Origin of the sequence: Streptomyces sp. NPDC046759, from assembly GCF_040645475.1 — a bacterium.
Taxonomy (GTDB): Bacteria; Actinomycetota; Actinomycetes; order Streptomycetales; family Streptomycetaceae; genus Streptomyces.
Genome location: NZ_JBEYYJ010000013.1, coordinates 115,857 through 142,552, shown reverse-complemented (window position 1 = coordinate 142,552; position 26,696 = coordinate 115,857). Strand labels below are relative to the sequence as shown.

Below are 26,696 nucleotides of genomic sequence, written 5' to 3'. Positions count from 1 at the left end.
CTTCAAGCTGATGTAGGAAGTCGGGGGTCGACTTTGAACCGGGAGTATGTCAGTGAGCGCCATGCCGATCGCCCTGCTGCTCACCACGGCAGCCACCGGCGCCGTGGGTGTCGCCGTCCTGCGCACCGTCCTGAAGCTGCGCCGACAGCTGGCCGAGCTGCAGACCCAGCTCGCCGAGAACCAGTCGGCCGCCATGCGTGCGCTGCTGCCGCATGCCCGCAGCAACCCGGACGCGTCCGAGCAGATACGCGCAGCCGTCGCCGAGGCGCTCGCCGAGGAGCGGGAGCGGGAGCTGGCCGAGGCGCGTGCGTTCTGGGCCGCACAGGAGGCACGTGACGCCTCCGACACCCCGACCCTGCTCGGTCTGTCCGACGCCGACCTGTTCCTGCCCCGGCAGAGCGACTTCGCCGGTCTGGAGCCGGTGTCCGAGCCCACCACCGAGGCCGACGAGTTCACCGGGGAGTCCCCGGAGCTGGCCGCGGCCCGCCGCCGTCACCCCTCGCACCCTGACTTCGTCCCGGTGCAGTCGCCGGCCGTGAACGACCACGAGCGCACCGTGACCGCCCTGGAGCAGCTGGCCGACGAACGCGTCGAGCTCTCCGACGTCCGCCCGGGGCCGCTCGGCACCCTCGACGTCTACGTCTTCGCCGACGGCACCACCCTGTGCATGACCCCGGGCCACCGCGAGACCGCCGAACGCCTGGCGGCGGCGGTGGAGTCGGGCGAGGCCCCGTACCTCCTGGGCGGCTCCGGCATCTCCGGCGCCTACACCCTCACCTTCGCCTGCGGCGCGGACATGGTCTACATCCTGGCCGACCGCGTCATAGCGTCCCTCTGACGGTGGCTCGCAACGGGGGCAGGCACCAGCCTCCCAGGCGCGCGGGGAACCATGCGACCGGCCACAGCGCACCGTGGGCCGCCGACGCGCCTCACACTCCCGCCTTCCCCCGCGCCTCCTCGACCGCCTTCACCGCCTCGGCGACCTCGGTCTCACTGGTCAACACCGTCGCCAAGTCGTGCGCGGCGACAAGGATCTGGTCAGCCGCGGCGAACATCCCCGCATCCGGCATCACCCGGGGCTCGGCCCCAGGGTCCTCCAGCAACTGGGCCCGGCGGGAAAGCTCCCTCGCCAGGGCCAAGGCCTCAGCCGCGGCACCCCGTTGCAGCCGGCTCTGGGGAGCGGCCCGCAACCGGTCGGCGAAGTGATCCACTGCTTGGGTCAAGGGCGTCGTATCAACCACGCGCCGAGCGTAACGCGCCGCACTGTTGCCAATACGCGAACGCTCAGGCACGGTGACGTGAAGGACCGGCTTACATCCCCTTTGCGTTCGGAGGCGCCGATGTCCCAGCTCTTCTCGGAGGAGACCCACCGCAACCTGCTCGCCCGCATCCCCCACTGCACCGGTCGTGAAGTATCCGACTGGCTGCGCACCGTAGAAGAAGGCCCCGCCCTGTTCCGCTTCGAGGAGAAGGTCAGCTGGCTCCGGCACGAGTACGACCTCGCGTACGGCCACGCGAAGGCGATCGTCCACGAGTACGACCTGAGGAGGGCAGCGCGCAAGCTGCTCTAGACGCGAAAGGGCCCCGGAGCGGAGCTCCGGGGCCCTTCTCACGACCGGCGCGGGCGCTAGTCGTTGTTGGTGAAGATCGCCACCAGCCGCAGCATCTCCAGGTAGATCCAGACCAGGGTCACGGTGAGACCGAACGCGGCCAGCCAGGACTCGTTGCGCGGGGCGCCGTAGGCGATGCCGTCCTCGATCTGCTTGAAGTCCAGCGTCAGGAAGAACGCGCCGAGCACGATGGCGACGATGCCCACGAGTGCGCCCAGCGGGCCGAAGCTGCGCAGACCGCCGCCCTCGGCGACGCCGAACACGACCAGCAGCAGGTTGACCGCCATGACCACCAGGAAGGCCATCGCGATGGCCATGCCGATGCGGGCGTAGCGGGCGGTGACGCGGATCCAGCCGGCCTTGTAGACGAGCAGGGTCGCGGCCGAGACCGCCATGGTGCCGAGCACCGCCTGGAAGGGGGCGCCGCTCCAGCGGCTGTTGTACATCTCACTGATGACACCGAGGAAGACGCCCTCGAAGGCGGCGTACCCCAGGATCAGCGCGGGCGACGGCGTGCGCTTGAAGTTCTGCACCATCGCCAGGACGAACGCGACGATCGCCGAACCGACGGCCAGGCCGTAGCTGGTCGCCGTGACCGGCAGCAGCGCCCAGGCGAGGACGGCGCCGACGGCGACGGTACCGAGGGTCATGGCCGAGCGGACGACGACGTCGTCCATGGTCATCCGGTCGGTGGTGGCGGGGGCCTGGGGCGGTGCGCCGTACTGAAGACCCTGCTGTGCGTACGGGTTCTGGGCGTAGGGGTTCTGCGCGTACGGGTTGCCCTGGGCGTACCCGGCCTGCGGTGCGGTGTTGAAGCCGGCGTAACCGCTGTCGCGGCTGAACCCCCGTCGCGAGAAGACCGGGTTACTGCTCCTCATTTCACTCCTCCATGGCTGCCGTGCGCAGCCTTGGCTCAAGAGTAATGGATTGGCAAAGGACCGACCATGATACTTGAGGAGGATCTTTCCCCTGCCGTGCTGCCCAACACGCTACGCGGACCGGCGATTCCCGGCCACGGGTGATCGTGTTCCATGACCAACCTGCTACCTCGCCGAGACGTACCGCTAAACCCCGGGACGTACCGCTAAACCAGTGGAAACCCGGTGTACGCCTCGGCCAGGTCGGTCTCGGCCGCGCGGGAGGAGGCGATCCTCTCCAGCCGGGCCTGCTGCAGCCGGGCGTCGAAGGGCGTGGCGTCCGGGGCCGGGTGCAGCACGGTCGTCATGTCGTAGGAGAACCGCTCGGCCTGCCAGACGCGGCGCAGACAGGTCGCGGAGTACGCGTCGAGGAGCTCCGCCGAGCCGGTCTCCTTCTCGTGGACGAGGGCACGGGCGAGGGTGACGACGTCACCTACGGCGAGGTTGAGCCCCTTGGCTCCGGTCGGCGGGACGATGTGGGCGGCGTCACCGGCGAGGAAGAGCCGGCCGTGCCGCATCGGCTCGTGGACGAAGGAGCGCATGGGTGTGACCGACTTCTGGGTGATGGGCCCGCGTTGAAGCCGCCAGCCGTCCGCGGTCTCGAAGCGCCGTTCCAGCTCCGACCAGATCGCGTCGTCGGTCCAGTCACCGGCGTCCGTTCCGGCCGGTACCTGGAGGTAGAGGCGGGAGACGGACGGGGAGCGCATGGAGAGCAGGGCGAAGCCGCGTTCGTGGCGGGCGTACACGAGTTCGTCGTGCGAGGGTGCGACGTCGGCGAGGATGCCGAGCCAGGCGTAGGGGTAGCTGCGTTCGAACACCCGGGACAGGGCGGCCGGGAAGGCCTTGCGGGCCACGCCCCAGAAACCGTCGCAGCCGACGGCGTAGTCGCACTCCAGTACGTCCGCGCGGCCCTGGTGCCGGAACCGGATGCGCGGCCGCTCACCCTCGGCGCCCTCCACCGCCAGCGCCTCGGCCTCGAACAGCAGCGGTCCGCCCTCCTTCAGCCGCAGGGCGATGAGGTCCTTGCAGACCTCGGTCTGGGCGTAGACCATCACCGACCGGCCGCCGGTCAGGCCGGAGAAGTCCACGCGGTGACGGCGCCGGTCGAAGCGCAGCTCGATGCCGTCGTGCCGCAGCCCCTCCCGGTCCATCCGTTCCCCGGCACCGGCGGCGCGCAGCACGTCGACCGTGCCCTGCTCCAGGATTCCCGCACGCTGCCGATGCTCGACGTAGGCACGGTCGTGGCTCTCCAGGACGACGGAGTCGATGCCGGCGCGGTGCAGCAGCCGCGCGAGCAGCAGTCCGGCCGGCCCCGCTCCGATGATCCCGACGGTGGTGCGCATCGTTTCGTCCGTCCCTTCGGGTCGACTCCACGAGTATCCGTGTTCGCACAGTGAAGTTTCCTTCACTGATGTGGCGCCGAGTCTGTGCCGGGGGACATCCGATGTCAATGGACCGGCGCGCAGGGGTGATCCGGTTGGGCCGTCCGGGGGCAGACGGGCGGCCGCCCACCGCGTCCGCGGGAGGTGTGCGGAGCGGTGGGCGGCCGTAGGGGACGGTCCGGCGCGGTCAGTGGCCCGGCCAGCCGTCCAGATGGCGGTGCAGGGTCACGCTGGGCTGCGCCTCCGCCTTCGGTGCGTGGGCGACGGCGTCGTGCAGAACCTGCGAGACCTCGCCCGCCAGGCCGTCGACCCGCGTCCTCAGCTCGGACGCGGGCAGCGTGGAGCGGGTCAGCGCGTCCAGCCGGCGATGGATGTCGGCGAGCTGCTGTCGGGCGCCGGCGTCGAGGGTGAGCGGTGCCGGCGTGGAGACGACGAACTGGTAGGCGCCGGCGAGGGTCTGGCAGCCGGTGCACTCCTTGTTGGCCGCGTCACTGAGGTTCACGGCGTTCAGGTGCGTGTGCTCGCCCGCGACCGTGACGATCTGGAAGGACAGTGCGACCGACCGGCAGTGGTCGTCGGCCGAGCAGCCGGCGGAGACGGCGTTGGCCTGGTTGCGCACCCCCGCGGCGTTCACGGTGCCGAACTGACGGATGGTGAAGGAGTCCCGGCCCTGGGTGTGATGGGCCCGGTCGGCGTGGCTGAAGACGTGATCGGACGCGAAGGCCGCGTGCGCCGCGCCGGTCACGGCCTGGGCCGGTACGGCGGTCGCCACACCGGCGGCGCCGGCCGCTCCGGCCGCGAAGAGTCCTGCGCGCAGCATGTGGCGGGCTAGGGGGCGGTTGCTGGAGCGTGCCTTGCGATGGCTGCTCATGGGGTCTCCTGTGCGTACATGAGGCTCCCTTTCGGGAGGACGGCTTGGCTTGCGGACAGGAGCCGGCGGCTGATCGGCGACAGCCGGCGGCTGATCGGCGGGAGCGGCCGGCCGGCCGGCGACAGCCGGCGGCTCCCGCCGCGTGCGAGGGTGTGACTCCCTGGGGCGTGCTCGGTGCGACACCCCGGGTCGGGCGTGGCTCCGTGGGGCCCCGGCCGAGCGCTGCCCACTGGTGGGCCGCCGCCCGTGGAGCGTGACTCCCGAGCGGAGCCGACTCCCCGAGGAGGTGACTCCCGAGCGGAGCCGACTCCCCGAGGAGGTGACTCCCCGACGGGGGCAGCTCCCCGATGGACGACGACTCCCTCGGAGGGGCTGCCCGGTCGGGCGCTGCTCCCCGGTCGGGCGTCGCCCCCGGTCGGAGCCGACTCCGCGACGAGGTCACTCCCGACGGGGAGGGTGGCTCCGCGACGGTCGACGACTCCCTCCGGGGGACTGTCCGGCGGAGCGCCTCCCCGGGGCGTTGCCCCCCGGGTCGAGGCCGACTTCCCGACGGCGCGGATCCCCGTGGGACGACGACTCCGTCGGAGGGACCGCCGGTCGGGCGTTGCTCCCCGGTCGGAGCCGGCTCCCCGACGAGGTGGCCCGCTACGAGGTGGCTGCCTGCCGGACGACGACTCCCCCGGAGGGACCCCCCGGTCAGGCGTTGCCCCCAGATCGGAGCCGGCTCCCCGACGAGGTGGCCCCGACGAGGACGAGGTGGCTTGCCGAGGGGGAGCAACTTCCGCCGGGAGGCGGCTCCTCGGCCGGAGGGGGCTCCCGGTGGGGCTTGGGTCGTGGGGAAAGCCGGTCGCCTGAAAGGGGGCGGTGGGTCTTCCCCGAAGTGGACGAGGTGTCAGGACGTCGCCGGGGCGGGCGAGTCGCCGGGGGGCGCGGACGTGGGGCTCCCGGTCGGTGACGCCGGGATGCTCTCCGAGGGCGTCGGGGAGGACGGCGGTCCGGGGTCCGGGCTGGTGGGAGGCTCGGTGGTCGCGGACGCGCCACCGCTGGAGGACTCCGGCTGATGGGACCGCGAGCCGGTCGGACCGCCGGGCGTGGGCCCCGACGCCGGCGCACCGGGCGCCGAGGCGGACGCGCTCCCCGAGGCGCCCGGTGACGCACCGGCACCCGGCACGGAGGCGGAAGCCCCCGGCACCGCCGACGGCGAGGTGGAGGCCCCGCCGCCGATGCCGTACCCCCCGTGCCCGCCGTGGGCCGGGGTCGAGGCGTCACTGGGCGAGGGCTCCTCGGTCGGCACCCCGGGTTGCAGGATCGGTGCGATCGGGGGCTTCTTCGGCAGCGGTTTCGGCGTCATCCCGGACACCCAGGCGTAGGAGAGCCCGGTCAGTCCGGCCAGGGCGAGCACGCACAACGCCACCCGCAGCCGGGGTCGTCCGGCGGTCGTACGGTTCGCGGCCCGCAGGAGCCGGCCGCCGATCTTCACGGACAGATAGACGACACCGGCCATCGGGCACAGCAGCATCACGCTGCCGATCACCCCGACGAGCCCGGCGACGATCTGCCCGTGTCCGAACGCCTCGGCGGTGCCCAGGAGTTGAGCGGTCAGCGAACGGACCATCGTGGTGAGGATCCGGGGCAGGTTCCACAGCGCGTAGCCCATCTCGCCGACGATCAGCGGCACCATCGTCAGCACCCAGGCGGCGACGACGGTGCGCGCGGACCTCTTCAGCCCGGCGACCTCCGTGCGCGCCGCACGGCCCTTGGCGCCCGGCACCAGCGACAGCAGGATCGGCTTGATCTTGCCGTAGAGGTCGGGCACTCCGGCGAGGTCGCCGAGGATGTAATAGCCGTCCAGGCGGACGGCCGGCATCAGCTGTTCCAGGATCTCGAAGTGGCCGAGGTAGACGGCGGCCAGGAAGAACTGCGCCCCGGTGGCGAAGTAGCACCCGGCCATGGCCAGCATGAAGACGACGTTGAAGTACACCCCGCCGAGGTCCGTGCGGAGCCGGCCGGCGCGGGAGATCCGGTAGACGTCGGTGACGTCGGTGTACATCGACGGCCAGATGAGGAACAGCCCGCAGCCGATGCAGCCGGGCCGGGCGCCGCCGTACCGGCAGGCGGAGGCGTGGCCGAACTCGTGGAAGACGAGCGAGGCCACGGTGAGGACGAAGACGATGAGGATCAGCAGCGGCTGGTCCATGACCTCCAGCACCGGCTCGATCGCCCCGAAGAAGCCGAACAGCCAGACGTCCAGGGCGACGGCCGTGAGCAGCACGGCGGCGACCACGGCCGGGCGGTGCAGCCAGGCCAGGGCCCTGGCGATCCGTGCCGTACGGCGCTCGTCGAAGATCACCCGGTGGCCCTTGAGGGCGAGCAGCAGGTCGGAGCGCGGGGCGTCGACCTCGTCGTCCTCCTGGCCCTCGGGCACGATCACACCGAGCGGCTGGAGCTTGTTCTCCAGCAGGTAGCGGATGTTCTCGCCGCTGACCTCGCGGCCGTAGCGGGCGCTGACCCGGTGGGCGATCGTCTCGGCGTCGCGCACGCCGTCCACGGACGACGCCACCAGGTACAGCAGCCGCGACAGCTGTACGACCTGCCCGTCCCCCCGACGGGCGATGTACTTCGGTTCGGTGAAGCCCGAGCCCTGGTACTCGCCGTGCAGCCGCAGCCCCGCGCTGAGCCGCGGGGCCGGGCCGACCGGCGTTCCGACGACCGGCAGGCTGCCGGTCGTCACCTGTTCGTACGTCACCGGCCAGCCCCCGGGCCCGGGCACCGGACCGGTGTCGTACAGCGCGCTGGTGCCGTCGTCGAGCACCGTCATCCGTGGTCTCCCCCCACGCAGTCCCCCCATGGCCGCGGGGGCGTTCCACCCCGCACGCATGCGGTCCGCCCCCGCGGCCGTAGTCCCGGCGGTGCCGTTACTGCGTGACGCTGATCGTCTGCTGGGCCGACGACTCGGCGTCCGACCACGCGGAGTGGTCGTTCACGGCGGCCGACTCGTTGTGGGCGTTGATGTTCGCGACGTGCTTGGTGACGTTGACCGTCTTGCCGAAGCTGAACTTCAGCCGGCCCAGGGCCTCACGGCCCGGCAGCAGCTCCGCGGACTCGCCGTCCAGCTCGCGCATGTCCATGCTCATGGTGAATGTCCTTTCGTGGTGGTTCGGTCGGGTGGGGCGCGAGCGTTACTGGATGACGCTGATGGTCTGGCCGGCGCCGGAGTCGGCCACGGACCACGACGAGTGGTCGTTCAGGGCGGCGGACTCGTTGTGGGCGTTGATGTTCGCGACGTGCTTGGTGACGTTGACCGTCTTGCCGAAGCTGAACTTCAGCCGGCCGAGGGCCTCGCGGCCGGGCAGCAGTTCCGCGGACTCGGCCTCGAGCTCGTGGGCGTCCATCATGATCGATTCCCCCTCGGGAAATAGGCATTTCCGGTCGGACCGAGTCAGGTTCCCCCCGGACTCTGTCCAACTTGGTCGGACGAGCTGTCCAACGAGATTGGACACTAGGGCCTCGGGGCACCGCTCCGCAACCCGTTCGGTGAATCACCCTTTCGGCGGCCCGGCTACCCGACCGTAGAATCGGCGCCGACAGGGACGGTTCGGTCGAGCGGCGAGCAGGAAGTGGACTTCGGTGGCCAACGCACTGCAGCAGTTGATCCGTGAGCGTCTCGACCGCGAGGGCTGGTCCTACGGCGACGTGGCACGGCGCGGCGGTGTGCCCCGCTCCACCGTCCACCACCTGGCCACCACCGACCGGGTCGTCCGGATGCCCCAGGCCACCACCCTGGAAGGCCTGGCCAAGGGCCTGCAGCTGTCCCTCGACGCCGTGCGCCGGGCCGCGGCCGAGGCCTGCGGCATCCACGTCTACGGCAGCCCGGCGGGCCAGGAGGCCGACGCCGCGGCCGCCCCGACCGCCGACCCCGAGGTGGACCTGCTGATCGCCAGCGTGCAGCAGCTCTCCGCCGAGGACCGCCGGCACGTCGCCGCCCTGGTCGAGTCCCTGCTCGGCCGCTCGGCACGACCGGCACCGGAGAAGTGACCCGACCACCCGCACCGGCGGGCCCGACCCGGCGGTGACGGCCTGCCGCGCCGGAACCGTGCCGGCCGGTCACGCTCCAGCAGTCACGGCCGCCCGCACGGAAGCGGTGACGGGCACCCACGCCCGAGCAGCGAAGGGCGCCGCCCGCACCGGAGCGGTGGCGGGCGCCCGCGTCGGCCCCGCGCCCGCCCCCCGCGCCGGAAAAATTGCAACTGTGCCCGAATGCACCGAGATCCCCCGCTAGTCTCTCGTCCTGCCCGAGGAGCGAGAGCCGCACGACCCCGGGCTCTTTGGGGGGAACGTGTTGTTCGTGCATGGCGGGCCGACCACCGCGGTGGTCCGGGGCCCCGCCGGTGAATCGGTCGTCCTGCTCTCCGGCGAGCTGCCCGAGGTACTCACCGAGGACGCGGTGACCGAACTGCTGGACCTGGCCGCCGCGATCCTGGACGCGGACGAGCTGGCGCTGTTCCACACCTGCCTGCGCACCCTGCGCACGGACGGCCTGCGCGCGGGGCGGCGCATCGAGGTGGACGGTGCGGTACTGACGGTGTACGACGGGTGAGACGGCTTTCGCTGCGCGGCGCCCGCGGGGGCGATGCCGGGCAGCGGCAATGCCGGGACGGGGCAATGCCGGGGCGGGGCAATGCCGGGACGGCGCAATGCCGGGACGGGGCCCCCGGGTTCGGGTTCCCGGGAGCCCCGTCGGATCGTGCCCGTTCGGTCGGCCGTGGACCGGTCGACGGTCCGCGGTCAGTGCGTGCCGGTCACTTTCATCGTGGCGGTGAGCGCCGGAACGGCGTAGGGCGAGTCGGTGTCGACCGTCAGCCCGCTCGTGTAGGTGCCCGCCCTGTCGACCGCGCCCGCGTCCAGGGTGACGCGTACCTCGGCCGCGGCACCGGGAGCGAGGGTGACGGTGTGCGGCGCCGACAGCCACGTGGCGGCGCCCGAGCTGCCGCAGTCGCCGTACCCCGGCAGCTGCTCGACGCCGCCGACCGGACGGTTGCCCGCGTCCGCGCCGCCGACGACGTACAGCCCGCAGGTGCCGCTGGCGCGGTAGACCAGTGCGTTGGCCGCCGGCAGGGCCGACCAGGAGTCGGTGACCGGGTCGTACGCCTCGGCCTGGTTGGTCAGCTGTCCACCGCTGACGCCGCCGACCAGCTGCAGCCGCCCGCCGGAAGAGGCGGAGGCCATCGCCCAGTTCGGATGGGGCAGGTCGGCCCGCGCGGTCCACGCGCCGGTGACCGGATCGAAGGCGTACGTCGCCGTCGTCTCCTTCCCGCTGATCGGATCGGTCCCGCCGGCGCACACGACCTGGCCGTCGATGCCGGCGCACGAGAACCACGCGGCCGTGACCGGGTAGTTCGCCACCTGGCTCCAGGCGTCGGCCCGGGGGTCGTAGACGTAGGCCGCCCGCGAGGCCGGGAAGCAGTCGCCGCCGCAGCCTGCGACGACGTAGAACCGGCCGCCGAGGACCGCCGTGCCGCCGGCGACGACGCCCGCGGGGAGCGACGCCACCGAGGACCACGAGTCGTGCTTCGGGTCGTAGCGGTACGCCGCGGACGAGGCGTTGCGGGTGCTGTCCCAGCCTCCGACGACGTAGATCGCGCCGTCGACCGCCTCCACGCCGGGCTTCTCCAGCTTCTCCGGCATGTTCGCCAGCCGCTGCCAGCCGCCGGTGACCGGGTCGTGGACGTAGGCCTTGAACAGCAGGTTCGCCCCGTCGGTCCCGCCGAAGGCGTAGACCTTCCCGTCGAGCGTCACCGTGCCGCTGTCCATGACCGGTGCCGGCAGGGCGTCGGCGGTCGTCCACGCGGTGGCGCCCGCCACGGTCATCGCGTCGGTCGAACCCGTCGGTGCCCCGGCTCCGTGCGTCGCACCGCCGAGCAGGGACCCCCGGGTGAAGTCGCCACCGACGTGCCGGACCGGCGCGCCGGTGCCGGGCTTGCCCGCCTGCCCCGGGTGCGAGTCCGGCGTGTACGAGCCGTCCTGCGGGTTGAGGACGACGTGGACGGGTGCCGTGCCGGTGTTGCGGAGCGTCACGGTCTGGGTCGTGGACCGGCCCAGCGGCTGGGTGACCCGCAGCGAGTCGCCGGAGACGCTGATCCGGCCGGCGCCCAGGCGCCAGTCCTTGCGGGTGACCTGATCGCGGGCGACGGGGACCTTTGCGGTCGAGTCCGTGTACGCGCCGTCGATGACCCCCAGCGGGGTCCGGCCGGAGCTGTCGGCGGCCGAAGCGGGCGCGAAGAGCTCGTAGGCGCCGTCGGTCGTCGTGGCCGTCGGGGTGCCGGCCACGCTGACGGTGGCGCCGGAAAGTGCCTTGCCGGTGTTGGCGTCATCGACGGCGCCGGCCACGAGCCCGCCGGCGGCGGCATCGCAGGAACGGTTGCCGATGAAGACGTTGTCGACCTTCCAGAACCACGAGTGGACCGCGTCGTACCGGAACCGGACCCGCACGTCGCTCTTGCCGGCGGCCTGAGGGAGCGCGACGACCTCGGGGCCGTAGGCGATCGTGCGGGCCATGTGCCAGACCGAGGTCCAGGTCTGGCCGCCGTCGACGCTGACCTCGACGTAGGCGTTGGAGTTGTAGCGGGGTGACATGAAGGAGTTGTCGAAGGAGACGATCGGCGTGGCATCGCCGCTCAGGTCGAGCGCCGGCGAGACCAGGCTGGTCGTCTCCTCGGTGTCGATGCCGCCGTCGCGGGAGTCGACCTCGGCGAACTGGCCGGTGCCGCCGGTGTCGTTGCCGTAGTGACCCGGGTCGTCGAAGCGCCAGGTGATCCCGGAGCCGCTGTCGTCGGTGGCCGTCCAGCCATGCTGCGGCGTGGCGCCGGCCCAGCCCTCGAAGTCGGTGGTGGTGCCGTCGTACCCGAAGCGGTAGCCGAGCGCGGTGCAGGCGCTCGCGTCCACGGGCAGCGACACGTGGTGACGTACGTCGCTGGTGCCGACGGTGACGGTGTCGTCCGCCGTCTTGTAGCCCGGCAGGGTCGCCGAGACGTGCAGCTTGTAGTTGCCGTCGTCCGGCAGCCGGACCGCGTACCGGCCGGTGACCGGGTCGGTGTGGACCGCGCCGCCGGGGTAGCCGTCGACGGTGATCGTCGCGGAGAGCGGCCAGCCGTGGCCCGAGGCGTCGGTGACGGTGCCGGAGACGGCGTGGGTGGGCCGGGCGCGCAGCGTGAAGGACTTCTTCGCCGTGAGCCCCTCGGTGACCTTCAGCGTGGTGGTGGCCGTCGCGTAGCCGAACTGCGCGACGGTCAGGGTGTAGTCGCCCGGCGCGGGGGCGAGTGTGTAGCCGCCCGACGCGTCGGTCGTGGCGGTGTAGCTGCGGCCGCTGGCGTTCGTGACGGTGACGGAAGCGCCCGGGACCGGCCCGTTGGCCGCTCCCGAGCCGGTGCCGCGCACGGTTCCGGTGACCAGACCGTGCGGGCCCTGGCGGAACGCGCCGACGCCGAGGGGCGAGCCGAGCCCGGTCGGGCCGTCCCAGCCGGTGCGGGCGTTGCAGAGCTGGTTGCCGCAGTAGCCGTCGGAGCCGGCGGTGACGTCGGTGAGGTCACCGGCGTTCGTGTCGGCGTACGGGTAGGTCACCGGGTAGGTGCCGGGCGTCGGGGTGCCCGCGAGGGCGTACATCGCGGCGACGAGCGGCGAGGAGAGCGAAGTGCCGCCGACCTGGAGCCAGCCGCCGACCGCGGGGTTCGAGTTGTAGATGCCGAGGCCGGTGGCCGGGTCGGCGTCCGCGGATATGTCGGCGATGGCACGCTTGGCGCAGCCGGTGTCGATGCCCTGCTGGTACGCCGGTTTCGGCTCGACGCTCGAGCAGCCCGAGCCGCCCCTGGCCCAGGCCGCCTCGGTCCAGCCGCGGGCGGTGGTGCCGTCGCGGGTCAGCGTCGTCCCGCCGACGGCGACGACGTTCCCGTTCGACGCCGGCCAGTTGACGATGTTGCCGTAGTCGCCGCTGGATGCGGTGACCGCGATACCGGGGTGGTCGTAGTCGTGGTCATACGCCGTCGCGAAGCTCCCCCCCTCGCCGGGGATGCCGTAGGAGTTGGAGATGGCCACCGGGTGGTGGGCGGCGGCGGTGTTCTCGGCCTGGCCGAGGTCGTCGACGCCGGCGGAGTCGGCCTCGACAAGCAGGATGTGGCACTGCGGGCAGGCGGCGGAGACGGCGTCGAGGTCGAGCGCGGTCTCCATGGACCAGTCGGCGTCCTCGGGCGGGAGGTTCTGGCCGCCGTTCTGGTCGAGCTTGGTGAAGCAGCCGTTCGCCGTCGTGCACGCGGGAAGGTCGTACGTGCTGCGGTAGACGGCCAGGTCGGCCTCGGCGGTCGCGTAGCCGCCGGCGTCGACGATGGCGACCGTCTCGCCCGAGCCGCCCGTGGGCAGGTCATAGGCCGCTCTCACGTCGGTCGGGGTAAGGGCGGTGGCGGGCGGGGTGGACGAGCCCGCGGCCAAGGCGCCGTGAGTGTTGGTCACGCCCATGAGGTCGCAGGTGGCGTAGGGCGCGTCACCCTTCTGCTCGGAGGCAGGCAGGGGGACGGCGCATCCGGCGGGCTTGTAGGTCGCTGTGCTCTGCGGGGTGCCGCTGGCCAGGGTGGGCGCCGCTTGCGCCGGGGCGACGGCCATCAGGCCGGACGCCACCGCGCAAGCGACCGCCATCCCAGCGGCCCATCTGCGTATTGGTCTGTGCATCGCTCTTCTCGGGAGTGTGCGTCGGCCGGGCCGACTCCAGTGGGGTGCTGGTCAGACCGGTCGGTACTCCACGCCCGCCTTCCGTCGGTACTCGCGCGGCTGGTCCGCGCTCGCCGTCGGGGCCGGATCGACGGTGGTGTCCTGACCGTCGACGGAATCCTCGGAGGAACCCTCGAGGGAACCGTCGATGGGGCCGAGCGCCGGCTCCTCGCCGGACTGTTCGGCGCCGTTGCCAGAAGTCATCGTGGCTGCTCCGTTCTGTCCCAGAGCCAGCAGTGAACGCGGCGCGGCGATCAAGTGGCAATGCGCAGAACTACCCGGGAAACTCCCGTACGGTCACCGGTGGCCACCCCGTCGAAGTCGGCGGGTGCGGCACGCTCCCCGGCAGCAGTACGTCACCGGACTCCACCGCGGCGACGGCGAGCGCGGTGCGCGAGGGCGCTTGCCGTTTACGCATCGCGGAGTGGACGTGCTTCTCGACCGTGCGGGGCGAGAGCCCGAGAACGCGGGCGATCTGTGCGCTGGTCCGACCCTCGACGAGCAGGCGCACCACGTCGAGTTCGCGCGGCGAGAGCTGGTCGCCGTAGCCGGGTCGGCCCGACCGCGCTCCGGCCCGGACCCCCTCGTCCGCGAGGGTACGCCGCACCCGGTCCGCGTCCTCGGTCGCGCCGAGTGCGGTGAGGTCGCCGAAGACCTCGCGGAGCAGTCCGACGGCCCGGTCCCGCTCGCCGACGGCGAGGTGACAGCCCGCCGCCGCCTCGCGGGCCAGCAGGGCGTCGTACGGTCTCGGAAGGGCGGCCCAGGCGGCGCCCGCCTCCTCGAAGAGTCCGGCGGCGCCGGTGAGGTCACCGCCGGCACGGGCGAGCAGGGCCGCGGTCAGTCGGCGGGCTGCCGTAGCCACCGGCGCATCCAGGTCGCGCGTACCCGCCGCGAAGTCCTCGGCCGCGTGGACGGCCTCCCCGACGCACCCGTCTTCGAGCAGGGCGCGGACCCGGAGCGGGGCGATCTCGGAGGCCCAGAGCCAGAGTCCCTTGGCCTCGACGAGCCGCCAGGCGGCATCGGTGGCGGCCAGTGCCTCTCCGGGGCGACCGGCGGCGATCGCCAGCCGCGCGAGCACGGCGGACGGGTCGCGCGACCCGTCGGCGGGGCCGCGCGGACGCCCGACCTCGATCGCGGCGCGGACCCGCTCCTGTGCCCGCCGGTGGTCGCCGCGAGCGGCGTCGAACAGGCCGGCCAGCAGCAGTGCGTCCGCGCGCAGCACGGGTTCGTCGGCGTCAAGGGCCAAGGGACCCCACTGCGTTGGGGCCGCCCAGTCGCCGGTGAGCCAGTCGAGGTGGGCGAGGGTCGCCCCGACGAGGTCGCGCAGGCGCAGGTGTCGGTGCTCCTCGGCCAGTGCGGCGGCCGCTTCGAGCCGGCGCCGGGCGTCGTCGTAGCGGCCCCACAGCATCGCCGCTTCACCGAGGTTGGCGAACCCCCGGGCGCGCTGCAGCACCTCGCCGGGAGTCTCCCCCTCGACGAGCAGGTCGTGCGCTGCCGCCCAACCGGCGGGGTCGCCGAGTACCAGGAGCGTGGCGGCGCGGTCCATGAGAAAGGCGAGCCGCTCCTCGGGCGACGGACCGGGCCGGGTCTCGATGAGCCGCGCGGCGTGCTCCAGCCAGGCACGGTGATGCGCCGCCGGCCGCGCGGTACCGACCGGGCGAGCGAGCATCATCATCGCGTGGACCGCGGCGGCCGGCCGGTGCTGGAGCAGACCCGGCACGGCCTGCTCCATCTCGACCGAGGCGGCCTCCACATCACCGACGTGGAACATCAGCCTGGCCAGCTGCCAGGTGGTCTCGGTCCGCTCCTCGGGCGTGAGTTCGCCGGCGGCGGTCTCTCGCAGCACGGCGACGAGCTCGCGCAGCGGCCCGTCACCGGGTGCGGCGTACAACGGCATGCGCCGCACCAGACGAGGCACCGCCGCGCCGCGGACGGCACCGCCGGTAAGGAGGTCGAGGAGCAGCCCGAACGCCGTACGTGGGTCGCCCGACGAAATGGCGTGGTCCGCCGCCTGCTCGGCGTACGCCGCCCAGCGACGCGGGTCGCCCGCCTCCCGGAAGTGCCGGGCCAGCTCGGCGACGCCGCGTACCGGCTCCCGCTCGAGGGCTTCCCCGGCGCGGCGGTGGAGGCGGCTGCGCTGAATGGCGCCGAGGGCGTGGTACACACTGCGCGCGGCCAGTACGTGACGGAACCCCACCCGGGCGTCGCGCTCCTCGTACAGCAGCCCGCCGGCGAGGGCCTCGACCAGACCGTTCTCCGCCTCTTGCACGGGTATGCCGGCGATCTCGGCAACCAGCGCCGGCGCCCGCTCCCCCTCGAGCACGGCGAGCGCGGCCAGCACCGCACCGGCCGTCGGCCCGAGGCGGGAGGTCCGCTCGAGCACGGCGTCACGGATGCTGGGCGGTACGTCGAGCTCCTCGACGTCGCGCCGCAGCCAGGCGCCGTTCTCACAGACCAGGTCCGCGCGGTCGTAGAGCAGGCGGACGGACTCCTCGATCGCGAGCGGCAGCCCGTCCGTGTGGCCGTGCAGGAACTCGGCGAATTCCACCGAGACCGGCTCTCCGCCGAGCATCGAGGACACCAGGTCCGCTGTCCCGGCGGTGTCCAGGGGCCTGGGTTCCACACGGGTCACGCCGGTCTGCGCGACCAGCCGACGCAGCAGCGACTCAGGGCGGACGTCCTCGGGCCGGTGGGTGAGAACGAGACGCGGGCCCCGCTCCCGCCGGGCTCGCAGGAACAACAGGAGCTCAAGCGTGGTCTCGTCGGCCCAGTGGGCGTCCTCCACCACGAGCAGCCCGACGCCGAGGGCGTCGATGAGCTCCACGAGTGCACGCAGCAGACGGTGCCGGGCGGATGCGGCGTCGGGCAGCGGGCCGGGCGCAGGCGGAAGCTGATCCGCCCACTCCGGGAAGACCGGCCGCAGCGCCCCCGCCAGCCCGGTGAGCGGCAGACCGGCGACCCGATCGGCCAGCCGGCGTACGGCGTCGACGACCGGGCCGAGCGTATAGGGCTCCCGGAACGGCGGGCACACCGCGATCAGCGCCGTCTCCCGGCGCCGCCCCAGCAGCTCGTGGAGCAGCCGGGTCTTCCCGATCCCCGCCTCACCGGCGACCACGACGAGGCCCGGCCGCTCGTCGAGAACCTGGTCGAGCAACGCGAGGTCGCGGTCGCGACCGACGAGGCGAGGTACGGCGAGATCGGGTCGGCGCGCCGGCGCGCCGCCACTCTCCACTGCGCTCATCTCCGCCTCCGGTCCGGCCAGGGCGACCCATTCTGCCGGTCGCCCTCTGCGGCCCTCGTCCGGGCGTCCCGCGGGTTTGTGGCGGGCGGATTCCCACGCTCGAAGCTAGTGGGTGAACGGCCGCCATCGGCGGGTCTGGTGAGGCGATGGCAACCGGAACGGCAGCCGGCGGGTCGCTGTCGGAGCACTCCCGAGGGTGGCCCGCACGCCGCGTCGCAGACGAAGTGGTGCCCGGAGCCGGACTTGAACCGGCACGCCCGCGAAGGGGCAGCGAGGTTTAAGCTCGCCGTGTCTGCATTCCACCATCCGGGCAGGCCATGGGCTCCGCTTCGAGGTTCGAGCCTATCGGGACGCATCCCCCGAACAGCGGAAGGGTGGACCGATGTTGTCTTATTTTATTGACGTCTGAGGGTGCATCAGCCCGTGGAACGGGCCATCCGCACTTGCCAACAGCGTGACGGGACGTGGTTGCGGCCGTACGCGGAATGACGGAATTTCACCGCCAGAACGAGGGTGTTCCACCCGTTCTCGACCACCGTTCGAGAACGGTTCGATCAAGCCGCTCTCAGGGTCGGCCGTCCTCCCCAGGTATGACACGGGCCCAGCCCGTCCGACCCGAGTCGCCCCCAGGAACCGGAACAGCGACTGACTACACGCGCCCGCCGCGCCGGGACGATGGAACGGTCCCCATGGAACACACGTCGTCCCGACAGGAGCACCGTCCCGTGACCACCACACCCACCGCCGACCGGACCACCGCCGTGGCCGCACGCGCCACGGAGCTGTCGAAGATCTACGGGCAGGGTGAGACCCGGGTGGTCGCCCTGGACCGGGTCTCCGTCGACTTCCGGCAGGCCGAGTTCACCGCGATCATGGGCCCGTCCGGCTCCGGCAAGTCCACGCTGATGCACTGCGTGGCCGGTCTCGACACCTTTTCCTCGGGTTCGGTGCGCATCGGCGACACCGAACTGGGCTCCCTGAAGGACAAACAGCTCACCAAGCTGCGCCGGGACAAGATCGGCTTCATCTTCCAGGCCTTCAACCTGCTCCCCACGCTGACCGCCCTGGAGAACATCACCCTGCCGATGGACATCGCCGGGCGGAAGCCGGACAAGGCCTGGCTCGACCAGGTCATCCAGATGGTGGGCCTGTCCGGGCGGCTCAGCCACCGGCCGTCGCAGCTCTCCGGCGGCCAGCAGCAGCGCGTGGCCGTCGCCCGCGCCCTCGCCTCCAAGCCCGAGATCATCTTCGGTGACGAGCCGACCGGAAACCTCGACTCGCGCTCCGGCGCCGAGGTCCTCGGCTTCCTGCGCAACTCCGTGCGCGAACTCGGCCAGACCGTCGTCATGGTGACCCACGACCCGGTGGCCGCCGCGTACGCCGACCGCGTGGTCTTCCTCGCGGACGGCCGGATCGTCGACGAGATGTACGGCCCGACGGCCGACTCCGTCCTCGACCTGATGAAGCAGTTCGACGCGAAGGGCCGTACCAGCTGATGTTCCGCACCGCCCTGCGCAACGTCCTCGCGCACAAGGCCCGGCTGCTGATGACCGTGCTCGCCGTGATGCTCGGCGTGGCCTTCGTCTCCGGGACGCTCGTCTTCACCAACACCATCTCCGACGCCTACCAGAAGAGCTCCGCCAAGGGCTTCGACCAGGTCGACGTCGCCGTACGGCCCAAGTACCAGGACGCGAAGGCCGACCGGGTCGGCAAGCTGTCCGACCTGACCCGGGACACGCTGGACAAGGCGGCCAAGGTCCCCGGCGCCGCCTCCGCGACCGGTGTCGTCAGCGGCTTCACCGCCGTCGCGGACCAGGACGGCAAGCTCGTCGGCGGCGACTGGCAGTCGGCCGGCGGCAACTACTGGGGCGCCAAGGACGCCCGGTACCCGCTGGTCAGCGGCCACGCCCCGCACGGCAGGGGCGAGGTGCTGCTCGACTCCAAGACGGCGGAGCGCGCCGGCTACCAGGTCGGCGACACCGTGCGGCTCTCCGTCGACGGCCCGGTGCTCACCCCGACCCTCGCCGGCATCTTCACCACCGACGACGGGAACGTCGCCGCGGGCGGCAGCCTCGCCCTGTTCGACACGCCGACCGCGCAGAAGCTGTTCGGCAAGAACGGCACCTACGACGAGATCGACGTCAAGGCCGCGGCCGGCACCAGCCAGTCCGCGCTGAAGGCCGAGCTGGACAAGGCCCTGCCCGCCCACCTGGCGGAGACCACCACCGGCAAGCAGCTCGCCGGCGACCAGGCGAAGACGATCTCCGACCAGATGAGCAGCCTGAAGCAGAGCCTGCTGGTCTTCGCGGGCATCGCCCTGTTCGTCGGCACGTTCATCATCGCCAACACCTTCACCATGCTGGTCGCCCAGCGCACCCGGGAACTGGCCCTGCTCCGCGCGGTCGGTGCCTCGCGCCGCCAGGTGACCCGCTCGGTGCTCATCGAGGCGTTCGCGGTCGGTGCGGTCGCCGGTGTGGCCGGCCTGGCCGCCGGTATCGGCATCGGCGCGGGCCTGCGGTCGCTGCTGGGCTCCTTCGGCGCGAGCGTGCCCGACGGGCCGCTCGTGATCAGCCCCGGCACGGTGGTCACGGCCCTCGCCGTCGGCGTCCTCATCACCATGCTGGCCGCCTGGCTGCCCGGCCGCCGGGCCGCGAAGATCCCGCCGGTGGCGGCGATGAGCAGCGTGCACGCCAAGGCCACCACCAAGTCGCTGGTACTGCGCAACACCCTCGGCGCGCTGTTCGCGGCGGCCGGTGTCGCGGTGGTCCTCGCGGCCACGTCGATGGACGCCGACTCCGCCCAGGGACCGATGGGTCTCGGCGCGGTCCTGCTGATCATCGGGGTGTTCATCCTGACCCCGCTGCTGTCCCGCCCGCTGATCGCGGCCGCCGCTCCGGTGCTGCGCGCCTTCGGCGTCTCGGGCAGGCTGGCCCGCCAGAACTCGGTGCGCAACCCGCGCCGTACGGCGGCCACCGCCTCCGCGCTGATGATCGGTCTGACGCTGATCACCGGTATGACGGTGATGGCGGGCAGCCTGCAGACCGCCATCGACAAGATGGCCTCCTCGGCGATCCGCGCGGACTACGTCGTCTCGATGGCCAACCGCTCCCCGCTCTCCCCGGACGTGGCCAGGAAACTCGCGGCCACCGACGGCGTCACCGCCAGCAGTCCGCTGCGCAACGCGCCGGCCCGCATCGACGGCGACACCGAGTACCTGACCGGCGTCGACGGCTCGTCCATCGCGAAGCTGACCGACCTGAAGGTGGACGACGGCTCGTTCACCGTCGGCGGCAGCCGCATCGTCGTGGACAAGGACCTCGCCAAGAGCCACGGCTGGACGTCCGGTTCGCACTTCACCGCGCACTTCGAGGACGGCAGGGCGAACACCCTGACGGTCGCCGGTGTCTACGAGGGCAACGACATGATCAACGGGATCATCCTCGACGAGCAGGTCCTCACCCCGCACGTGAAGGACCCGGCCGACATGCAGGTCATGGTCAAGACGGCGGGCGGTGCCACGAGTGCGGCCAAGGACCGGCTCGCCAAGGCCCTCGACGACAACCCGGCGATCAAGATCCAGGACAAGCAGGACATCTCCAACGACATCGCGAAGATGTTCACGCTGATGCTCAACATGGTCTACGGCCTGCTCGGCATGGCGGTGATCGTCGCGGTCCTCGGTGTCATCAACACGCTGGCCATGTCGGTCTTCGAACGCTCCCAGGAGATCGGCATGCTCCGCGCGATCGGTCTGGACCGCAAGGCGGTCAAGCGCGTGGTCCGCCTGGAGTCCCTGGTGATCTCCCTGTTCGGCGGGGTGCTCGGCATCGGTCTGGGCGTGTTCTTCGGCTGGGCGGCCGGACAGCTGCTGGGCACGAAGATGCCCACGTACGAACTGGTCCTGCCGTGGGGCCGGATGGCGGTCTTCCTGCTGCTGGCGGGGGTGGTCGGTGTCCTGGCCGCCCTGTGGCCGGCCCGGCGCGCGGCCCGGCTGAACATGCTGGCGGCGATCAAGGCCGAGTAGCCGTACGGCACCGCGAGGGGTCCCGTTCCGTCACCGGAGCGGGGCCCCTCGTCCCGTGCCGGCGGTCAGGTGTTCCAGGTGCGGGTGCGCAGCGGCAGCCCGGAGGTGCCCGAGTCCGGGGTGCGGACCGCCAGGACCTGGTTGACGCCGATCCGGTTGTGTTCGAAGGCGAGCGCCGAGGCGGCCATGTACAGCCGCCAGACGCGGGCGCGGCCGGGGCCGGCGAGGCGGACCGCGCGGTCCCAGTCGTCCTCCAGATTGGCGACCCACCGGCGCAGGGTGCGGGCGTAGTGCTCGCGGAGGGACTCCACGTCGCGCACCTCGAACCCGGCGCGCTCCAGCTGGCCGACGGTGGTGCCGATGGGCGCGAGTTCGCCGTCGGGGAAGACGTACGCGTCGATGAACCGGTCCACCTGGTACGCCGCCTCGTCCCGCTGCGGGCGGCGGCCGATCTGGTGGTTGAGCAGCCGTCCGCCGGGCTTGAGCAGGCCGTGCAGCTGTTCGGCGTACTCCAGGTACCGTTCGGCGCCGACGTGCTCGGCCATGCCGATCGAGGAGATGGCGTCGAAGGGGCCGTCCGCCACGTCCCGGTAGTCCTGGACGCGGATCTCCACGCGGTCGGTCAGACCCTCGTCGGCGACGCGTTTGCGGGCGTACGCCGCCTGCTCCTGCGACAGGGTGACCCCGACGACGCTCACGCCGTGCTCACGGGCCGCGTGCACGGCCATCGAGCCCCAGCCGCAGCCGACGTCCAGCAGGCGCTGACCGGGTGTCAGTCCGAGCTTGGCGCAGACGAGTTCGAGCTTGTCGCGCTGCGCGGTCTCCAGGGTGCCGTCGTCCTCCCAGTACGCGCAGGAGTACACCATCGACGGGCCGAGGACGATCTCGTAGAAGTCGTTGCCGACGTCGTAGTGGTGGCTGATGGCGCGCTTGTCGGTGCGCCGGGTGTGCAGATGCCGGCGCGGTCTGCGGACCTCCTCGCGCGGCGGGGCGGGCGGGACGGGCGGCCCGGCCAGCTTCAGCAGGTCGAGTGCCGCTGCCCGCACGGCGGGGTCGCGCAGGGCCTGGACGAGACCGCGGGCGTCCTCCTCGCGCTCCCACACCAGTCCCGCCAGCGCATCGAGCGCGGCGTACAGGTCGCCCTCGATGCCCAGGTCGCCGGCGACCCAGGCGCGGACGAGGCCCAGCTCGCCCGGTTTGAACAGCATGCGGCGCAGGGCCCGGCGGTTGCGCACGACGAGCGCCGGCGCGTCCGGCGGCCCGGCCTGCGATCCGTCCCAGGCCCGGATCCTCAAGGGGAGCGGGACTCCCAGCAGCTGTTCGGCAAGACTCCTCAGCCGCGACGCGGCTTCGGCCATGGCACACCTCCAAGACGAGATCCCGGATGCCGGTAACCACGTAAACACCCTCCGCTGTCCCGCGCAGTCCCGCAAAGGAGTTACAACCGAGCAAAATAGCTGTAGCGGCCATGCAGATGGCGGCGGGAGACGTGCGGCGCATCCCGTCCCCCGTCAAGTCACGACTTTCAGGGGCATGACGGGCCTCGGGGGGCCTGGCCGTAATGGATGACGTACCCGACCGCCCCCGCTCCCCATCGGATGTGAATGACCATGGTCCGTCTCTCCAGGTTCCAGCGCTTCGCCCTGCTCGCCGCCTCGACGGCGGTGATCACCGGAGGCGTGCTGTCACAGGGCGCCGCGTTCGCCGCCCCGGCGGCCGGCCACACCGCCCCCGTCACCGCCGCCGGCCACCACGACGGCGCCACGCAATGGAAGAAGATCACCGACGCCCCGAGCGGCATCACCGTCCAGCTCCCCGGAGAACCCCAGACGCAGCAGGTCGACGACAGCGGGGTGGACATCCGCGACTACGTGGTGCCGACCGGGTACGGGGCCATGGGCTTCTCGGTCCTGGACGGGCACGGTCCGGACCCGGCCCGCCCCTGGGACCTGAAGGGAGGCTTGAAGGCGGCGGTGCACGGCTACAACATCATCGACACCACTGCCGAGCTGACCAGCACCGATGTCCATGACGGCACCACGGGCGGCGACCACTACCTGGAGGCGAAGCTCGGCGGCAGGGACGGCCAGACGGGGCACATCCGTCTCGTCGACCTCGGCCAGCAGGCGATCATGATCATGGCTGTCGGCACGGGTGACCGGAAGGGCGCCGTCGACCACGACTACGAGCAGGTGCTCCACAGCATCGAGGTCCCGCACCACGGCACCGCGCAGGCCGAGGGGCCGGCCACATTCACCTGACCCGGGAACGTCACCGGCCCCGGTGGGAGCCCGTGCCCGGACACGCCGAAGGACCTCCCGCACCACGGATGGCGGGAGGTCCTTCGGGGTGTTCCGGTGACCGGAGGTCAGGAGGCCTTGGCCTTCTCCTCGGTCTTGGCTGCGGCGACCGGCGCGGGCTTCGCGGCCTCGTAGAACTCCTCGCGCGGGTTCTCCATGGCACCCAGGGAGACGACCTCGCGCTTGAGGAACATGCCGAGCGTCCAGTCCGCGAAGACGCGGATCTTGCGGTTCCAGGTCGGCATCGCCAGACCGTGGTAGCCACGGTGCATGTACCAGGCGAGGCGGCCCTTGAGCTTGATCTTCATCTTGCCCATGACGATCATCGCCACGCCCTTGTGCAGGCCGAGACCCGCGACCGCACCCTTGTTGGCGTGCTCGTACTCCTTCTGCGGGAAGCCCCGCATGCCGGAGACCACGTTGTCGCCGAGGATCCGCGCCTGGCGCAGCGCGTGCTGGGCGTTCGGCGGGCACCAGGCGTTCTCGTTGCCCGCCTTGCGGCCGACGAGGTCCGGGACCTGCGCGTTGTCACCGGCGGCCCAGATGTAGTCGGTGCCCTTGACCTGGAGCGTGGGCTCGCAGTCCACGTGGCCGCGCGGGCCGAGCGGCAGACCGAAGCGGGACAGGGCCGGGTTCGGCTTGACGCCGGCCGTCCACACGATCGTGTTGGAGTCGACCTCGAGGCCGTTCTTCAGCACGACGTGGCCGTCGACGCAGGAGTCCATGGAGGTGGAGAGGTAGATCTCCACACCGCGGCCCTCGAGGTGCTCCTTGCCGTACTGGCCGAGCTTGGGACCCACCTCGGGGAGGATCTTGTCGGCGGCGTCGACGAGGATGAAGCGCATGTCCTCGCGGGACACGTTCTTGTAGTACTTGGCCGCGTCCCGGGCCAGGTCCTCGACCTCGCCGATGGTCTCCGCACCCGCGAAGCCACCGCCGATGAAGACGAAGGTGAGCGCCTTGCGGCGGATCTCCTCGTCGGTCGTGGAGTCGGCCTTGTCCAGCTGCTCGAGGACGTGGTTGCGCAGCCCGATGGACTCCTCGATGCCCTTCATGCCGATGCCCTGCTCGGCGAGGCCGGGGATCGGGAAGGTGCGGGAGACCGCGCCGAGCGCGATGACGAGGTAGTCGAAGGGCAGCTCGTACGCCTCGCCCACCAGCGGGGCGATCGTGGCGACCTTGCGGTCCTGGTCGATGGTGGTGACCCGACCGGTGAGGACCTCCGCCTTCGGCAGCACGCGCCGCAGCGGGACGACGACATGGCGAGGGGAGATGTTGCCGGCGGCGGCTTCGGGGAGGAAGGGCTGGTAGGTCATGTACGACCGGGGGTCGACGACCGTGACGGTCGCCTCTCCGTAGCGCATCTTCTTGAGAATGCGCCGAGCTGCGTACAGGCCTACGTACCCACCGCCTACTACGAGGATCCTGGGACGCTCCGTGGTGCTCATGCCATCGAGTATCCACCCGCCTCGAGGGGGTCGCTCGTGCGCCCCTTCACAAGCTTCGACAGGGCCTGTGCTACACTCCGCGGCCCGCGTGATGCAGGTCATGGCGAGCAAGGGGAACCGCAGCACTCCGCGTCCGTTGTCAATGCCGCGTGAGCTGCCTCTCTCGGCGTGGGCGGTGGCGTGAGCCGCTCGTAACGCCTTCGTCGCCACGCGATCCGAAGGTGTCGTACGACCCCTATCTGAACATGTTCAAAGGCCTCTTCGTGCCCCGAAAGGGCCAACCGGGGGCCTTCCGTACGTCAGCCGGGCCAAATTCCTTGTGAAGAACTTCACGAACTTTTCCGACCCGGCATCACCCTGGCACCGCCGAGGGGCCTCGGAAGCCGCTCAAACGTTATCCGACCTGCTCAGCAGACGGCTACCGATGAGTAGTAAAAGAGAGCCGCGCAACAGCGCGCACCATCCGACCGGCCCGCCGTATCCGGGCGGCTGCCCCCGTCGTCGTCGACCACGACGACGAGGGACACGGGAGTGCGACGGGAGTGCGACGGGGCGGCCTACTTACCCGGCGCCGGCGCGTCCGCCGCGCTGAAGGCGATGCCGTCGAGGATGTCGTGCTCGCTCACCACGACCTCGTCGGCACCGATCCGCTCCATGATCGCGAGCAGCACGAGGGCGCCCGCGCCGATCACGTCGACCCGGCCGGGGTGCATGGACGGGATCGCGGCGCGCTCGGCGTGCGTGGAGCGCAGCAGCCACTCGGTGATCTCGCGGACCCTCTCGCGCGAGACGCGGGAGTGGTGGATGCGCGCGGAGTCGTACTCGGGCAGCTCCTGCGCGATGGCCGAGACGGTGGTGACGGACCCGGCCAGGCCCACCAGGGTGCGCGCCTCACGCAGCGGCACCGTCTCCTCGGCGAGGTCCAGGGCCGCTTCGATGTCGGCCCGCATGGCGGCGATCTCCTCCTCGGTGGGCGGGTCGGAGACCTTGCCGTCCCGCAGCAGGTGACGTTCCGTCATCCGCACGCAGCCGATGTCCACCGACCGCGCGGTCCCCACGTGCTCCTCGCCGACGACGAACTCCGTGGAGCCGCCGCCGATGTCCACGACGAGGTACGGCCTGGCGAGGTCGGCACGCCCCTTCAGTTCCGTCGTCGCGCCGGTGAAGGAGAACTCGGCCTCCTGCTCACCGGAGATGACCTCCGGCTCGACCCCGAGGATGTCCCGCACGCCGCGCGCGAAGTCGTCCCGGTTCTCGGCGTCGCGGGAGGCGGAGGTGGCGACGAACCGCACCCTGGTGGCGCCGAGTTCACGGATGACCTCCGCGTACTCCCGGCAGGCGGCGAAGGTCCGCTCCAGCGCCTCGGGCGCCAGCCGTCCGGTGCGGTCCACGTCCTGGCCGAGCCGCACGATCGTCATGCGCCGGTCCAGCTCCAGCAGTTCACCGGTGGCCGGGGCGACGTCCGCGACCAGCAGCCGGATGGAGTTCGTGCCGCAGTCGACGGCCGCGACCCGCGAGAAGCCCTCCGGGACCATCGGCCGGTCCGCGAAGAAGCCGCTGCGGACCTCGGCGGGGTCGAGGACGCGGCCCTCCTCGCCGGGGTGCTCGTCCGCCGGGTCGGGCGCCTCGAGCGGCTGCACACAGGGCCCCTTGCGCCACCACTCGGGCAGCATGGCGATGGCCTCGTCGCCGAGGGGGTTCACACCCGGGCCGGCGGCCAGCGAGTGGCCGACCAGCACGTGCAGGCACTTGACCCGGTCCGGCATGCCGCCCGCGCTCGGGAAGCCCTCCAGGACCTCGATCTCGTCCCGGCGGCGGATGTAGTCCTCGTGCGCGGCCCGGTAGGCGGCGGCCAGTTCGGGGTCGCTCTGCAGCCGCTCGGTCATCTCCTTCATGACGCCGTTCGCCTCCAGCGTGCCGATCGCGGACGCGGCGCGCGGGCACGTCAGGTAGTACGTCGTCGGGAAGGGGGTGCCGTCCGGCAGCCTCGGGGCCGTCTCCACGACGTCCGGCTGCCCGCACGGGCAGCGGTGCGCGATCGCCCTCAGCCCGCGCGGCGGACGCCCGAGCTGCTGCTTGAAGGCCTCGACGTCCGCGGCGGTCGGCTCGGTGCGCGGAGTGGGCGGCGGAGGCGTTTCCATGACTGTCT

General features: G+C 71.9%; 20 protein-coding genes, 1 tRNA gene and 1 pseudogene. 7 read left to right on the top strand and 15 right to left on the bottom strand.

The features are described from left to right. Positions 1-61 precede the first annotated feature (61 nt). Entirely contained in the window at positions 62-838 is a 777-nt protein-coding gene (locus ABZ919_RS19485; protein WP_361249236.1) for a hypothetical protein, read from the top strand. Positions 839-929: 91 nt separating this feature from the next. Here the strand turns inward: ABZ919_RS19485 and ABZ919_RS19480 are convergent, their stop codons facing one another. Beyond that, complete coding sequence (locus tag ABZ919_RS19480; RefSeq protein WP_361249053.1) at positions 930-1,241, bottom strand: hypothetical protein; 312 nt, start codon at positions 1,239-1,241, stop codon at positions 930-932. A 99-nt stretch (positions 1,242-1,340) separates the two neighbouring features. Here ABZ919_RS19480 and ABZ919_RS19475 point away from each other — a divergent pair, with 99 nt between their 5' ends. After that, positions 1,341-1,571 carry a DUF4287 domain-containing protein gene (locus ABZ919_RS19475; protein WP_020940491.1) on the top strand — a complete coding sequence of 77 codons (231 nt, stop codon included), beginning with the start codon at positions 1,341-1,343 and terminating at the stop codon, positions 1,569-1,571. A gap of 56 nt (positions 1,572-1,627) precedes the next feature. Here the strand turns inward: ABZ919_RS19475 and ABZ919_RS19470 are convergent, their stop codons facing one another. The 6 genes from ABZ919_RS19470 to ABZ919_RS19445 form a co-directional block, all read right to left on the bottom strand. Continuing rightward, the gene (locus ABZ919_RS19470) at positions 1,628-2,488 is read right to left on the bottom strand and encodes a Bax inhibitor-1/YccA family protein (RefSeq protein WP_361249051.1); all 861 of its coding nucleotides are present in this window, start codon (positions 2,486-2,488) and stop codon (positions 1,628-1,630) included. A 206-nt stretch (positions 2,489-2,694) separates the two neighbouring features. Further along, positions 2,695-3,870 (bottom strand): 4-hydroxybenzoate 3-monooxygenase, encoded by a 1,176-nt coding sequence (locus ABZ919_RS19465; RefSeq protein WP_361249048.1) that lies wholly within the window; start codon positions 3,868-3,870, stop codon positions 2,695-2,697. A gap of 226 nt (positions 3,871-4,096) precedes the next feature. After that, positions 4,097-4,780 carry a hypothetical protein gene (locus tag ABZ919_RS19460; RefSeq protein ID WP_361249045.1) on the bottom strand — a complete coding sequence of 228 codons (684 nt, stop codon included), beginning with the start codon at positions 4,778-4,780 and terminating at the stop codon, positions 4,097-4,099. Between the two features lie 892 nt (positions 4,781-5,672). Next, positions 5,673-7,598: a hypothetical protein gene (locus ABZ919_RS19455; protein ID WP_361249042.1), complete on the bottom strand. Its 1,926-nt coding sequence runs from the start codon at positions 7,596-7,598 to the stop codon at positions 5,673-5,675. A 97-nt stretch (positions 7,599-7,695) separates the two neighbouring features. Beyond that, complete coding sequence (locus tag ABZ919_RS19450; RefSeq protein ID WP_361249040.1) at positions 7,696-7,914, bottom strand: hypothetical protein; 219 nt, start codon at positions 7,912-7,914, stop codon at positions 7,696-7,698. A 45-nt stretch (positions 7,915-7,959) separates the two neighbouring features. After that, positions 7,960-8,175 carry a hypothetical protein gene (locus ABZ919_RS19445; protein WP_361249038.1) on the bottom strand — a complete coding sequence of 72 codons (216 nt, stop codon included), beginning with the start codon at positions 8,173-8,175 and terminating at the stop codon, positions 7,960-7,962. A 232-nt stretch (positions 8,176-8,407) separates the two neighbouring features. Here ABZ919_RS19445 and ABZ919_RS19440 point away from each other — a divergent pair, with 232 nt between their 5' ends. Both ABZ919_RS19440 and ABZ919_RS19435 read left to right on the top strand, forming a co-directional pair. Further along, positions 8,408-8,815, top strand: coding sequence for a helix-turn-helix transcriptional regulator (locus tag ABZ919_RS19440; RefSeq protein ID WP_361249035.1), 408 nt, complete (start codon positions 8,408-8,410; stop codon positions 8,813-8,815). A 310-nt stretch (positions 8,816-9,125) separates the two neighbouring features. After that, on the top strand, positions 9,126-9,377 hold the full coding sequence (locus ABZ919_RS19435) for a hypothetical protein (RefSeq protein ID WP_361249033.1): 252 nt from the start codon (positions 9,126-9,128) through the stop codon (positions 9,375-9,377). A 188-nt stretch (positions 9,378-9,565) separates the two neighbouring features. On the opposite strand, the gene ABZ919_RS19430 is transcribed toward ABZ919_RS19435, so the two are convergent. The 4 genes from ABZ919_RS19430 to ABZ919_RS19415 form a co-directional block, all read right to left on the bottom strand. Further along, complete coding sequence (locus ABZ919_RS19430) at positions 9,566-13,462, bottom strand: carboxypeptidase-like regulatory domain-containing protein (RefSeq protein WP_361249029.1); 3,897 nt, start codon at positions 13,460-13,462, stop codon at positions 9,566-9,568. Positions 13,463-13,546: 84 nt separating this feature from the next. Further along, on the bottom strand, positions 13,547-13,738 hold the full coding sequence (locus ABZ919_RS19425) for a hypothetical protein (protein WP_361249027.1): 192 nt from the start codon (positions 13,736-13,738) through the stop codon (positions 13,547-13,549). A gap of 70 nt (positions 13,739-13,808) precedes the next feature. Next, positions 13,809-16,775: an AAA family ATPase gene (locus ABZ919_RS19420; protein ID WP_361249024.1), complete on the bottom strand. Its 2,967-nt coding sequence runs from the start codon at positions 16,773-16,775 to the stop codon at positions 13,809-13,811. Positions 16,776-17,000: 225 nt separating this feature from the next. After that, a tRNA-Leu gene (locus ABZ919_RS19415) sits at positions 17,001-17,087 on the bottom strand. Positions 17,088-17,500: 413 nt separating this feature from the next. Between ABZ919_RS19415 and ABZ919_RS19410 the strand changes: the two genes are divergently transcribed. Continuing rightward, the gene (locus ABZ919_RS19410; RefSeq protein ID WP_361249021.1) at positions 17,501-18,271 is read left to right on the top strand and encodes an ABC transporter ATP-binding protein; all 771 of its coding nucleotides are present in this window, start codon (positions 17,501-17,503) and stop codon (positions 18,269-18,271) included. Beyond that, positions 18,271-20,799 carry an FtsX-like permease family protein gene (locus ABZ919_RS19405; RefSeq protein ID WP_361249019.1) on the top strand — a complete coding sequence of 843 codons (2,529 nt, stop codon included), beginning with the start codon at positions 18,271-18,273 and terminating at the stop codon, positions 20,797-20,799. The genes ABZ919_RS19410 and ABZ919_RS19405 overlap by 1 nt, the downstream gene beginning before the upstream one ends. 65 nt (positions 20,800-20,864) lie before the next feature. On the opposite strand, the gene ABZ919_RS19400 is transcribed toward ABZ919_RS19405, so the two are convergent. Then, a complete protein-coding gene (locus ABZ919_RS19400; protein ID WP_361249016.1) occupies positions 20,865-22,157 on the bottom strand; it encodes a cyclopropane-fatty-acyl-phospholipid synthase family protein in 1,293 nt (430 codons plus the stop codon). A 246-nt stretch (positions 22,158-22,403) separates the two neighbouring features. Here ABZ919_RS19400 and ABZ919_RS19395 point away from each other — a divergent pair, with 246 nt between their 5' ends. Beyond that, positions 22,404-23,060 carry a hypothetical protein gene (locus tag ABZ919_RS19395; protein WP_361249014.1) on the top strand — a complete coding sequence of 219 codons (657 nt, stop codon included), beginning with the start codon at positions 22,404-22,406 and terminating at the stop codon, positions 23,058-23,060. Between the two features lie 107 nt (positions 23,061-23,167). Here the strand turns inward: ABZ919_RS19395 and ABZ919_RS19390 are convergent, their stop codons facing one another. The 3 genes and pseudogenes from ABZ919_RS19390 to ABZ919_RS19380 all read right to left on the bottom strand — a co-directional run. Then, positions 23,168-24,547, bottom strand: a complete 1,380-nt coding sequence (locus tag ABZ919_RS19390) for an NAD(P)/FAD-dependent oxidoreductase (RefSeq protein WP_361249011.1) — start codon at positions 24,545-24,547, stop codon at positions 23,168-23,170. Positions 24,548-25,104: 557 nt separating this feature from the next. Continuing rightward, the gene (locus ABZ919_RS19385; protein ID WP_361249233.1) at positions 25,105-26,082 is read right to left on the bottom strand and encodes a Ppx/GppA phosphatase family protein; all 978 of its coding nucleotides are present in this window, start codon (positions 26,080-26,082) and stop codon (positions 25,105-25,107) included. Positions 26,083-26,238: 156 nt separating this feature from the next. Continuing rightward, positions 26,239-26,688, bottom strand: a pseudogene (locus tag ABZ919_RS19380) (DUF501 domain-containing protein); the annotation flags it as partial. Positions 26,689-26,696: the final 8 nt, after the last annotated feature.

Excerpts from the sequence above, each read along its gene's own strand:
- ABZ919_RS19485 (WP_361249236.1), top strand. The coding sequence starts at position 62 with ATGCCGATCGCCCTGCTGCTCACCACGGCAGCCACCGGCGCCGTGGGT.
- ABZ919_RS19475 (WP_020940491.1), top strand. The coding sequence starts at position 1,341 with ATGTCCCAGCTCTTCTCGGAGGAGACCCACCGCAACCTGCTCGCCCGC.
- ABZ919_RS19470 (WP_361249051.1), bottom strand. The coding sequence starts at position 2,488 with ATGAGGAGCAGTAACCCGGTCTTCTCGCGACGGGGGTTCAGCCGCGAC.
- ABZ919_RS19465 (WP_361249048.1), bottom strand. The coding sequence starts at position 3,870 with ATGCGCACCACCGTCGGGATCATCGGAGCGGGGCCGGCCGGACTGCTG.
- ABZ919_RS19460 (WP_361249045.1), bottom strand. The coding sequence starts at position 4,780 with ATGAGCAGCCATCGCAAGGCACGCTCCAGCAACCGCCCCCTAGCCCGC.
- ABZ919_RS19455 (WP_361249042.1), bottom strand. The coding sequence starts at position 7,598 with ATGACGGTGCTCGACGACGGCACCAGCGCGCTGTACGACACCGGTCCG.
- ABZ919_RS19450 (WP_361249040.1), bottom strand. The coding sequence starts at position 7,914 with ATGAGCATGGACATGCGCGAGCTGGACGGCGAGTCCGCGGAGCTGCTG.
- ABZ919_RS19445 (WP_361249038.1), bottom strand. The coding sequence starts at position 8,175 with ATGATGGACGCCCACGAGCTCGAGGCCGAGTCCGCGGAACTGCTGCCC.
- ABZ919_RS19430 (WP_361249029.1), bottom strand. The coding sequence starts at position 13,462 with ATGGCGGTCGCTTGCGCGGTGGCGTCCGGCCTGATGGCCGTCGCCCCG.
- ABZ919_RS19425 (WP_361249027.1), bottom strand. The coding sequence starts at position 13,738 with ATGACTTCTGGCAACGGCGCCGAACAGTCCGGCGAGGAGCCGGCGCTC.
- ABZ919_RS19420 (WP_361249024.1), bottom strand. The coding sequence starts at position 16,775 with ATGAGCGCAGTGGAGAGTGGCGGCGCGCCGGCGCGCCGACCCGATCTC.
- ABZ919_RS19405 (WP_361249019.1), top strand. The coding sequence starts at position 18,271 with ATGTTCCGCACCGCCCTGCGCAACGTCCTCGCGCACAAGGCCCGGCTG.
- ABZ919_RS19400 (WP_361249016.1), bottom strand. The coding sequence starts at position 22,157 with ATGGCCGAAGCCGCGTCGCGGCTGAGGAGTCTTGCCGAACAGCTGCTG.
- ABZ919_RS19395 (WP_361249014.1), top strand. The coding sequence starts at position 22,404 with ATGACCATGGTCCGTCTCTCCAGGTTCCAGCGCTTCGCCCTGCTCGCC.
- ABZ919_RS19390 (WP_361249011.1), bottom strand. The coding sequence starts at position 24,547 with ATGAGCACCACGGAGCGTCCCAGGATCCTCGTAGTAGGCGGTGGGTAC.
- ABZ919_RS19385 (WP_361249233.1), bottom strand. The coding sequence starts at position 26,082 with ATGGTCCCGGAGGGCTTCTCGCGGGTCGCGGCCGTCGACTGCGGCACG.